The sequence below is a fragment of the Gemmatimonadota bacterium genome (genome assembly GCA_026706845.1).
GTDB lineage: Bacteria > Latescibacterota > UBA2968 > UBA2968 > UBA2968 > VXRD01.
In genome coordinates this window covers 1-11,216 of the sequence record JAPOXY010000161.1, presented here as the reverse complement: position 1 = coordinate 11,216, position 11,216 = coordinate 1, and the positions used below count along the sequence as shown (strand labels likewise).

The window sequence follows — 11,216 nt, the reverse complement described above, 5'->3', positions numbered from 1 at the left end:
CTATGGCCTTTATACTCAACTTTTTTCTTTACCCTTTATTATAGCAATCACCGTTCCGTATATTTCTTTTTGTGATGTCGGTTTGGATGATTGAGGAAAAAGCTATGATTTTTGATATCTTACTCATTGCAACAGGAGGGGCGTACATTGCCAGTGCGCTGGGTTATGCTTTACATTTCCACCAGCCCAAAGCGTACTGGCGCGTTTTGGGTGCCTGGGGAATATGGGGTGCTTTGTGTATGCACACTGTGCTTTTGATCGTTATTACAATTTCTGCTGGCGAAGTGCCTTTGACCAGTCAGGTTTTGCCATCGCTGTGTGCCTGGTTAGTTGTGGTTGTCTATATTTACCTCGAAGTGAGTACGCGAGATCGGTCTTTGGGCGTGCTGATTGTGCCTATTGTGGTGGTGTTGCACGTTTTGACGCTTACAAAATTGTTGGGTACTGAGGATATTCAGGTCACGGGATATAGCGGCGGGTGGTTTGAACTGCATGTGCTGGCTTATGGCCTTGCGTACACGGCTTTTGCGATTTCCTGTGTCGGGGGTGTGATGTATCTGATGCTTTTGAGCGAAATTCAGGCCAAGCATTTTGGATTTTTTTATTCCCGCCTGCCTTCACTCGAGGTGTTAAATCAGATCACTAACCGCGCTGCCACTTTTGGGTTTGTCTTTTTGACGGGCGGAACTATTGCCAGTTCGGTGTGGGCATTTCAACATCTTTCGCAGTTTTCTATTTGGCGCGAGCCAGTGTTTTTCCCCGTTCTGATTGCCTGGGTTATTTATGCGGGCAATCTCGCCGCACGGTGGTGGGGTGGCTGGCAGGGAAAGCGGGCGGCTTTTCTGTCTATCATGGGTTTTGTCTTCGTAATTCTGGCATTTCCAGTGATGGGCGTTCTGTTTTCTGGTCCCCACAATTTAGGGCCTTAAACCATGCGTTATCCCGTGTTTTTGAAATTGGAAGATAAATTGTGTGTTGTGGTTGGGGCGGGTCGCGTTGCCGAACGCAGAGTGCGCGGGCTGTGTGAGGCGCAGGCACGGGTTCGAGTTGTGGGTATAACCGCGACCGAGGGCATTTTGAAATTGGCCGATGAAGGCGCGATCCATCTCTATCAGCGGGCATTTGAGTCAGGCGATTTGGATGGTAGCGCGCTTGTCATTGCCGCGACTGATCAGGCAGATATCAATCGGGCGGTGCAGGCGGCAGCGAAATGCCGCGGAATTTTGTTTTGCGGTGCGGATCGATTTACAGATAGCGATTTTATTGTGCCCGCGGTAGTGCGGCGTGGCGACTTACAGGTGGCGATTTCCACCGGGGGCAATAGTCCGGCTTACGCCAGGCTGTTGCGTCGAGACATTGAGGCTTTTTTGGATGATGGACAGTTACTGGATGTGATGGCGGATTTAAGGCGTAGGGTTTATGCGCGATTTCCCAACGCGCCAGAGCGTCGGCAAGCGTTCTGGCAACAATTGGTAACAGATGATACACTTGCTCTGGCGCGCAAGGGCAAGTGGGATGAAATTGAGGAGCGGATTGAAGTATGTCTCTCGTAGTAATTGGGCTGAGTTACCGCACGGCACCTGTTGAAATAAGAGATGGGGTCGCGGTATTGCCCCAGGCTCTGGATGCGGTTCTCCAATACTTTTCCAGCGTGCCTGAGATCATCGAATGCGCGGTTTTATCGACGTGTAATCGGTCGGAAGTCTATTGCATTACGACGGATATTCACGCTGCTCGCGCGGCTGTGATCGCCGGGTGGAGCGAGCAAAGTGGATTGAATGCTGGTGTACTGGGACAGCACACGGTTGTCCATCGCGATGCAGAAGCCGTGCGTCATCTTTTCAGGGTCGCCTGTGGGCTGGATTCTATGGTCATGGGCGAGCCACAAATTGCCGGTCAGGTAAAAGAGGCGGGAGCTGCTGCACTATCTATGGGAACGAGCAAAGCCGTGCTGAATCGTTTATTTCGCGTTGCGACCGAGGTTTCAAAGCGGGCGCGCACGGAAACGGAGATTGCAACGGGTGCGGTTTCCGTCAGTTTTGCAGCCGTGGAACTCGCAAAGAAAATTTTTGGCAATCTCGAAGGGCATACGGCTCTGGTGCTCGGCGCTGGCGAGATGAGTGAATTGACGGCGCGGCACCTCGCCGACAATGGGGTGAAGTCTTTGCTGGTGACGAGTCGCACGTTAGCAAGGGCACAAAATTTGGCAGTGCGCGTGGGCGGGCGCGCCATTTCCTGGGACGATGCGATAGGAAATTTGCACGGGGCAGATGTTGTTATCAGTTCTACGAGCGCGGAAACTTATGTTCTGGAACGCCCCCATGTGGCCGCGGCGATGCAAAAGCGCAATAATCGCTCGATGTTTTTGATCGATATTGCCATGCCGCGCGATATCGATCCGGCAGTTGGTGACCTGTACAATGTGTTTTTATACGATCTGGACGATCTGGAGTCCGTTGTTGGCGCAAATTTAGAGAAGCGAAAAATTGAAGCGGATAAAGTCAGTGCAATTATAGAAGAAGAGGTGGAGAACTTCTCTGCGTGGATAAATTCCCTATCGGTTGTTCCCGCAATAGTGGCTCTGCGTGGACATTTTCAATCTTTTATGGATTCGGAACTCGCGCAGGCCAAACTCAGTGAATTTTCAGATGATCAACGCGCTCAGGTTGCCAATTTGATGCGCCGATTTATGAATAAGGTGCTGCACAAACCAGTGACGCGCCTCAGAGAAGCTGGCGAGGAAGAAGATGGTGGAGCTTATGTGGCAGCACTTTCATATTTGTTTGATCTGGTGGTTGAGGACATAGAGATTGAAGAGGTGCGCAACTCATGAAGGTGGTTATTGGCAGTCGGGGCAGTGCGTTGGCTTTGTGGCAGGCCAATTGGGCAAAGAGAAAACTGGCGAGCGCATATCCCGATCTCAGTATTGAGATTGAGGTGATTAAAACAGAGGGAGACCGACTCTCGGAAACGCCTGTGTCGCAGATTGGTGGCAAAGAGGTGTGGACAAAGGAGATTGAGCACGCGCTGCTGTCGGGTAGCATTGATCTGGCGGTTCACAGTTTGAAAGATTTGCCGACCAGATTGCCAGAGGGATTGGTTTTGGGCGCCGTGAGTGCGCGCGAAGATGTACGAGATGTACTGGTCAGCAAAAATAATTGGGTGTTTCGAGCTTTGCCAGAAGGCGCGACGGTTGCAACGGGCAGTTTGCGGCGACAGGCACAATTGAAACACGTGCGTCCGGATTTGAATTTTGTGGCGATTCGAGGGAATGTGGATACGCGCGTCAAAAAGCTCGAAACGGGAAATTTAGATGGTATTATTTTAGCCGCAGCGGGTTTGAAGCGGTTGGGGTTGGGAGACCGCATTGCGGATTTTATCGACCCGAATATCTGTTTGCCCGCGCCCGGGCAGGCCGCGCTGGGGATAGAAATACGAGAAGAGGATGAGCGGATTACAGAACTCGTCGGTGTTTTGAATTGCGTTGAAACGCAACAGGCTGTTACCGCAGAGCGCGCGATGCTGGCGACATTGGGGGGGAGTTGTCGCGTTCCGATTGGAGGCTATGCGGTTTTTGACGCGGCTTCTATTGACGTTCTGTTGCTGTCGGGCGTTGTTGCCACTCCCGATGGACGTCAGGTGATGTCAGAGAGGGCAGAAGGACACGCATTATCTGCCGAGCAGTTGGGCGTGCGCGTTGCAAAGGGTTTGATCGAGCAGGGGGCGGGGGAGATTTTAGGTCGGGATGGGAGGGTGTGGTGAACGAATTTGAACCGCCTATTTACGATGCCGGGGCATTCTGGAGGCAGGTAAAACGCGGCGTTTCGGGGCTGGTGCTGCCGGATGATGTGTCGGATCCAAAGAGCGAGGCGGCCGCCTGGCACGCCTGGCATGCCTATCTGGCAGGTAGGACCAAACCAACATGGCATTTTGATTCGGAACGATTCGGTGACGCCATGCGAACGCACTGGCCGGGATTGTCACGGGTCTGGATTGAGGAGTCGGATCGGCTGATTGATGAAAAAATGGTGTACGGGGAATCCACGGTGCCTTATGTGCCGGGGGTCGGACTGGATTGGAGCGCGAATCCGGATCGGACGATGAACTGGGGTGGGTTGCATTATATGTTTTTTATTCGATGGCCGATACGGGCGGCGATGTTGACCGGCGAGGGGAAATATGTGCGGGCGGTTGCGGACTGCGTGCAGAGCTATCTCGACCAGATCGATGATATTCGCGACGAGGCGATGGTGTTGAATCGGGGGATGAAGGCGGGGGGAATTTATGCGGTTTGGAATACGTTGTCTGTCGGGTTGAAGCTGAAGGCGCTGGGCGAGGCGCTGTATGCGTTGCGCGCCCATCCGGAATGGACAGTGGCAGATTGTCGGGCAGCGTCTATCCTGATCTGGCGCCTGGCGCAGCATCTGCATGGACAAGTGGCTTCACAGACCGCAGTGGAGTGGCAGCAGCAGCTAAATTTCATTGCTTCGGGTAGCGGTGGAATGGGCGGTGTCGGAGCGTTGCTCCCGGAATGGGATGCTGCAGAGGGTTGGCTGGAAGCGGGGCGACAGATTCAGGACGTGTTGCTTTTGAACCAGGTCTATCCAGATGGGTTTCAAAAGGAAATCTGCACGCAATATCACAAGACGGTCATCCGGTCATTTGCAACCCTGCAGATGATTCTGGCCCGTCGCGGGCTACCCAGCTTCTACGATACCGAGCCTTTTCGAGCGCGGTTTCTGGCGATGCACCGGTTTCTGGCTGAGATTCTGACACCGGATGGTTTTACGCCAGCAATTAATTCGGCGGTGTACGCACAGGATTGGCCCGCATTTCTGGCTTCGGGAAATACCTTCTTCAAAGACCCGGTGCTTCAGTGGCACATCAACCGTGGGTACCATCCCCAGTTTGTGCCGGTTCAGAAGGGAGGGCCGGGTTGGGGCAATACAATACTGAACGATCTATGCGTTCCGAATCCAATGGGTGTGCAGCAAAGGGCACCTGCATCGGCTTCACACTTGTTTCCCGATTCGGGTATCGCCGTGCTTCGCGACGGGTGGGATCGCGAGGCGAACGTGCTGATCCTGGATTTCGGGCATCCGGAAGGCGGACATGCTTACGGGGCGCAGGCTTCGTTTTCAGCCTGGGTGAAAGGCCGTCCGGCGGCCCTGTCTCCTGGATCCCCATTTGCATATAGCGATCCGGATTATCGCACCTGGTATTATGGCACGCGGGGGCAGAATACAGTTTGGATTGACGAGGACGATCAGGACCTCTGGCGTCCGGGTGAAAAACGAAGAATCTGGGGGCGGTTGCTCGATTGGCGAGATGAAGAAGCGGAAACGTATGTACGCATCTCGCATGAAGGATACCTGCGCTCGAAGGGGGTGCTGCACGAACGTACGGTGCTGTTAAAAAAGGGAAAGTATTTTTTAATTTACGATCTATTGGATGCCGCGGAAAGTGATGTTGTGCACACGCTACGCTGGACGCTGCGTTGCCCGAACGAGTTGCGCGAAACAGAAAATCGCATGGTTGTAAGTACCTGTGATCCAGGCATCAGGCTGGCACCCGCGTGGTCGAACGCGATTCGCGATGTGGAGATCGATTGGGGACCGAGCATGGTCCCGTTGACCTATCGACCGGATATGTCGGCACAAAAAGCGCAAACTTGCCATGTCCGGTTCGTTCAGGAGATTGATGCCGGGGCGCAGGCGCGATTTCTGGTGTTGATGGTCTCGGGAGAATGTCAAGACGGAGCGGTTCAAGGCGAGGTGGTTGACGGTAGAATTGAGGCCACCGTCACGGCGTGGGGAGAAACAGAGCGCATTGTTCTGAAATGACACCCATCAGATGTCCTTATATTTTCTTTGACTCTCAAATTTACCAAATTATATTCTATGCATTACAAGGACATCGTCCCCATCATCCGCAACACTGCGCTGTAGTTGTATCTTAAAGGATGGAAACAGAACCATGATACACAGGTCAACATCGAATCTGTCGGCAACTTCTGCTGCGGATACCATTTATATAAAATGTTTTAAGTTTTATAAAAACAATATTTTACTCTCTATTCCCCGAATTTTTCAAAATCGGCACAGCAACTCGCTAACTGATGTTACGCGGTCGTGCAAAAGTTGACTTTGCAAGGAAAATTTTTTGTAAGTTGATACAAACGTATGTATCATCCGATGTAAAATTAAAACTAATGAAGTACTGCAAATTTTACCAACAGATGCATTGTAAGGGGCAGTGCCCTTTGCCTGTCCGATAGCGTTGCATTTCTATCCTATAGGGAGGGATTGTAATATGATACACAAACCAACATGGACTTTCACAGATAAGTTTCTTTTCTTTCCCAAATTCCTTTTGACGCTCGCCCTGTCGGTGCTTGTGTTTGCAGGGCAGGCTTCTGCACAGGGTCCGAGTGTGTCGCTTGAACATGTCACGGACGGCACAGCAGGCACGGTTGCTGGGCAGGGCACGACCATTACGGTTAAAATTTCCCAAACAGGTGTTAACGATATTCCGGGGATTGCCGCTGCTGGTGCTATAGATGTTGCACTGGCATTCGATACATCTGTTGTAGGTCTTACTGCTGTGCCGCTTGGCCTTCTCAAAGCCGATACTGCAACGGGTGCGACACTTACCATACCCGCTCCGCCAGGAGGAACACTGTCGGTGCCAGCTGAGGCCTCGCTTACCTTTACCACAGCCGTAGATGTAACGGATATGGAATTTTCCATCAGTATTACAGGGGCCCAGGTGGTCAGTACTGCTGGTATTGTTCCAGTTCCCGTAACAGCTTCGGTCACGTTTAATTCTGTCCGTCCGCCTCTTGGTCCACCGTCCCAACTTCATCTGGATACACAGATTGAAAGTCCTGCACAGAACAACAGTGTGCTGATCTTCACAGACAAAAGGCCGGGTGATACCCTCCAAATTCAGCTTTTTGTACCAAATGCAGCAGGTCAGAACATCCAGGCTTTCACACTCGAACTGGCCTTACAGGGCAAGACATTTGCCCATTTTATCAGCAGCATATCCGGCAGTGATTGGACGGGTGGCGACCTATTCCCTGGAACATCTGTATCGGACAACCCGACGCTGAGTGGGTTGTTTCTCCCGGCCGAGACTGTGCCTATGACGGGGTATCTGGGTCAAATAGACCTTAAGGTGATCGGCGTGCTGAGCGACCAAGACAAGTTGCGCGTCACCAGTGCTTTCCTCGCTGTTGCAGGTGGGACACTACAATCTGTGGATGTGTCCAACGCGGAGCTTTCCTTTACATCAGTGTACATCTGTCCTGGAGATTTTGACGACAATGGGATCGTCAATATGGCAGATTTTCTGCTCATTGGTGAGGTGTTTGGCACGCGATCAGGTGATGCTGCTTACAACGCGCTGATGGATATGGACAGCAGCGGGGGTATAGATGTGGCAGATTTTCTGCTCTTTGTCGATGTATTCGACACCACCTGTAAACCGCCTGGTGGGGGTGGACCAACGGGTGTTTCTATTCCAGATGCGAACCTGCGCGCTATTATTGAGGACAAGCTCGGCAAGGCGAGCGGTGCGCCGATCACTCCCGTAGAGATGACGAGTTTGACACGCCTTGATGCACCGAACTTGAACATCAGCGATTTGAAAGGGCTTGAGTTTGCTACTGGTCTGACAAGGCTGGATCTTGGTTACGAAGTTGTGGATAACACTATTGTCAACAGCAATAGCATCTCGGACATCTCGCCACTGTCTAACTTGACCAATCTGACATGGCTAAATCTTAGCTCCAACAGCATCTCTGATGTGTCTGCACTATCTAACTTGACCAATCTGACAGTACTGAGTCTTTATGGCAACAACGTCTCGGGCATATCGTCTCTGTCCGGCTTAACCAGTCTGGCCTGGCTGCAGCTTTCCCGCAACAAAATTTCGGCTATCAAACCCTTATCTGGCTTTACCGGGTTGACAAATCTTTATCTTCGTTTCAACAGCATCTCAGACATCTCGCCACTGTCTTCCTTGACCAACCTGAGAGTGCTGTTTCTTGACGGCAACCAGTTGACGGGCAGTATTCCCTCTTGGCTGGGCAGCCTCACCAACCTGCAAAGTCTGGGGCTGTCTGACAATGCCGGTCTTTCCGGCCCCTTACCCGATTCGTTCACCAGTCTCGCCAGCCTCCAGTATTTGTATCTTGCAGACACGGGGTTGTGCGCGCCGACAGATGAGGCGTTCCAGGCGTGGCTGGAAGGCATCGAGAACAAGAGCGGCGTTGTCGATTGCGGTGACGGCAGCGGCACGCCAAAGATGTACTGGACGGACTATACCACGGACAAGATTCAGCGGTCTAACCTGGATGGATCCAATGTTGAAGACCTTGTCATCTTAACCACGAGATTGCGTGGTGGTCCACTTGGCATAGCGCTGGATGTGGGTAACAGCAAGATGTACTGGACAGACTATGGCACTGATAAGATTCAGCGGTCTAACCTGGATGGATCCAATGTTGAAGACCTCGTTACGGGATTGAGTCATTCACAGGGCATAGCGCTGGATGTGGGTAACAGCAAGATGTACTGGACAGACTATGGCACGGGCAAGATTCAGCGATCTAACTTGGATGGATCCAATGTTGAAGACCTCGTTACGGGATTGCGTGGTCCATTCGGCATCGCGCTGGATGTGAATAGCGACAAGATGTACTGGACGGATCGGTCTGCGGATAAGATTCAGCGATCTAACTTGGATGGGTCCAATGTGGAAGACCTCGTCACGGGATTGAGTGATCCAGTAGGCATAGCGCTGGATGTGGGCAATAGCAAAATGTACTGGGGAGACGATGGCGTTGGTGCTGAGAAGTTGAAGATTCAGCGATCTAACTTGGATGGGTCCAATGTGGAAGACCTCGTTACCACAGGATTGAGTGATCCATTCGACATTGCGCTGGATGTGGGCAATAGCAAAATGTACTGGACGAACGGTGGTAAGATCCGGCGATCTAACCTGGATGGTACCAATGTGGAAGACCTCGTCACGGGATTGGGTAATTCACACGGTATCGCGCTGGATATTTCAGGGCGTATCAGTGGTGGCAATGGCAGTACGTCGGTTACCATCCCAGATGCAAACCTTCGTGCAGTCATTGAGGACAATCTGGGCAAGGTAAATGGTGTGCCGATCACGCGGGCAGAGATGGAGAGCTTGACGCGCCTTGAAGCGCGGAACTCGAACATCAGCGATTTGACCGGGAGGGAGAGTACTGGCAGAGATTTATATTTCAGGAGGTGAGCTATGTGACTATGAGGTTGAAAGACCAGCATCTTGCTTCATTGCGCCATCTGTATTATCTTGAGATTGGTGAGGGCCGATTTTGATTGCAAAATGCTACGATGGCTGTGGAAGCCTACGGTCAAGACCAGAATATGGACTGTTTATGCCAACTGGATGTGTATATCTCATAGGTGCCGGGCCGGGCGATCCGGAATTGATAACTGTGAAGGGGCTGCGCCTGATTCGGGAAGCCGATGTGATCTTGTATGACGGGTTGGCGAATCCCGAATTTTTGAAGGAAGCGCGGCGGGAATGCGAGTGTATCAATGTGGAAAAGCGCCCGGGTTTTCAGCGCGTGCAGCAAGATGAGATTAACCAGATGATGGTCAATTTTGCCCGAAAAGGATTGACTGTGGTGCGATTAAAGGGGGGCGATCCCATTGTTTTTGGGCGCGGTGGAGAAGAGGCTGAAGTTCTGAGAGACCACGAGATCCGGTTTGAAATTGTGCCAGGTATTACCAGTGCAATAGCAGCACCAGCTTATGCAGGTATTCCCGTGACGCATCGCGGTATATCCCCACACGTGACGATTGTAACAGGGACAACGGCTTCGCTTGAAGGAGAAGGAGAAGTTGATTGGGAGGGGTTAGCAAAAGTGGGCGGCACGCTCCTGATTTTGATGGGCACACAAAAACGCAGTGAAATTGCCCGACGTCTCATCGCGGGAGGGCGCCCGCCTGAAACGCCCGTTGCAGCCGTACAGTGGGGGTCGTTGCCATTGCAACAGACGGTGAGAACGACATTGGGGGAGATGGGCGCCGTCGAGATGACCAATCCCGCAGTGATTGTCGTTGGGAAGGTCGCGGCGATGGATCTGGATTGGTTTGAGGCTAAACCCTTGTTCGGCAAAACGATTGCTGTGACACGGGCGCGCACGCAGGCGAGTGAATTGGTACACATGTTACGGGCGTTGGGCGCACAAGTGCTGGAGGTGCCGACGATTGCATTTTCGGAACCCGAAAATTGGTGTGATGTCGATGATGCCATTACAGATATTCATGCATTTGATTGGCTTGTTTTGACGAGTACAAACGGAACCGATCGCTTTTTTGAGCGTCTTTTTAAGCAAGGCAGAGATGTACGCACATTGGGTGAGGTAAAAATTGCGACTATTGGCGCGGCGACATCAGCCCGGGTGCGCGAGTGGCATCTCAATGTAGATCTCGAAGCGGTGAACCGCACATCAGAAGGCTTGCTCGCGGCTTTTGGCACAGATCTTTCTGGCCAGCGTTTTTTGCTGCCTCGTCCCGAAGAATCTCGGGATGTACTCGCCAATAAGCTCCGAGAACGCGGCGGGGAAGTTCGTGAAGTTGTTGTTTACAAAACGGTTATGCCCGAATACTTGCCCGAAGAATTTTTGCAATTGGTAGAAAAAGAGGCTATTGATCTGATCGCTTTTACGAGTTCTTCTACGGTTGTAAATCTGGTGAGTCTGTTAAAAAAGGCGCGGCAAAATTGGAAATATTTGCCAGCGGCGTGTATTGGTCCTATCACAGCCCAAACCGCAGTTGCACAGGGATTTGATGTGGTCGTCGAACTCGACGAGACATCGGTATCTATTTCTGGTCTTGTAAAAGCGATTGTAACATATTTTAAATAAAAAATGCGGTTGACATACCTGCTGGTAAGTAGTAAATTTATATAGATGAAGTGCAAACACTTTCATACAACAGGAGGAAGCGTCATGAAACGTTTGATTATTGCGACATGTTTAGGGCTGGGTCTGGTTGGTTCGGCCATTGCTGGACCTCTGACACAGGGTATAGAATTTACAGGCGGCGAGAATAGTCTGGCAGGTCTGGTGCTGCAACGCACGCAAAATATTGTCGCTGAAGATGGCGTTTTGAAGTTGCAGGTCTCTATCAATTACGCGCAGAAATTGA

Annotated in this window: 8 protein-coding genes; all 8 read left to right on the top strand. The window is 51.7% G+C overall.

Translation table 11 applies throughout. From position 1 onward, the window contains the following. The first annotated feature begins 104 nt into the window (after positions 1-104). Positions 105-929 carry a cytochrome c biogenesis protein CcsA gene (ccsA, locus tag OXG87_15230; GenBank protein MCY3870900.1) on the top strand — a complete coding sequence of 275 codons (825 nt, stop codon included), beginning with the start codon at positions 105-107 and terminating at the stop codon, positions 927-929. Positions 930-932: 3 nt separating this feature from the next. Beyond that, positions 933-1,553, top strand: a complete 621-nt coding sequence (locus OXG87_15225) for a bifunctional precorrin-2 dehydrogenase/sirohydrochlorin ferrochelatase (GenBank protein ID MCY3870899.1) — start codon at positions 933-935, stop codon at positions 1,551-1,553. Continuing rightward, positions 1,541-2,833: a glutamyl-tRNA reductase gene (gene hemA / locus OXG87_15220; protein MCY3870898.1), complete on the top strand. Its 1,293-nt coding sequence runs from the start codon at positions 1,541-1,543 to the stop codon at positions 2,831-2,833. Before OXG87_15225 ends, hemA begins: the two co-directional genes overlap by 13 nt. Beyond that, positions 2,830-3,762, top strand: a complete 933-nt coding sequence (gene hemC / locus OXG87_15215; GenBank protein ID MCY3870897.1) for a hydroxymethylbilane synthase — start codon at positions 2,830-2,832, stop codon at positions 3,760-3,762. The genes hemA and hemC overlap by 4 nt, the downstream gene beginning before the upstream one ends. Beyond that, on the top strand, positions 3,759-5,843 hold the full coding sequence (locus OXG87_15210; GenBank protein ID MCY3870896.1) for an alginate lyase family protein: 2,085 nt from the start codon (positions 3,759-3,761) through the stop codon (positions 5,841-5,843). The genes hemC and OXG87_15210 overlap by 4 nt, the downstream gene beginning before the upstream one ends. A gap of 469 nt (positions 5,844-6,312) precedes the next feature. Beyond that, the gene (locus OXG87_15205; GenBank protein MCY3870895.1) at positions 6,313-9,291 is read left to right on the top strand and encodes a leucine-rich repeat domain-containing protein; all 2,979 of its coding nucleotides are present in this window, start codon (positions 6,313-6,315) and stop codon (positions 9,289-9,291) included. A gap of 145 nt (positions 9,292-9,436) precedes the next feature. Next, complete coding sequence (gene cobA, locus OXG87_15200; GenBank protein MCY3870894.1) at positions 9,437-10,933, top strand: uroporphyrinogen-III C-methyltransferase; 1,497 nt, start codon at positions 9,437-9,439, stop codon at positions 10,931-10,933. An 84-nt stretch (positions 10,934-11,017) separates the two neighbouring features. Further along, positions 11,018-11,216, top strand: a 199-nt coding sequence (locus OXG87_15195) for a hypothetical protein (GenBank protein ID MCY3870893.1), incomplete at its 3' end; no start/stop codon positions are given.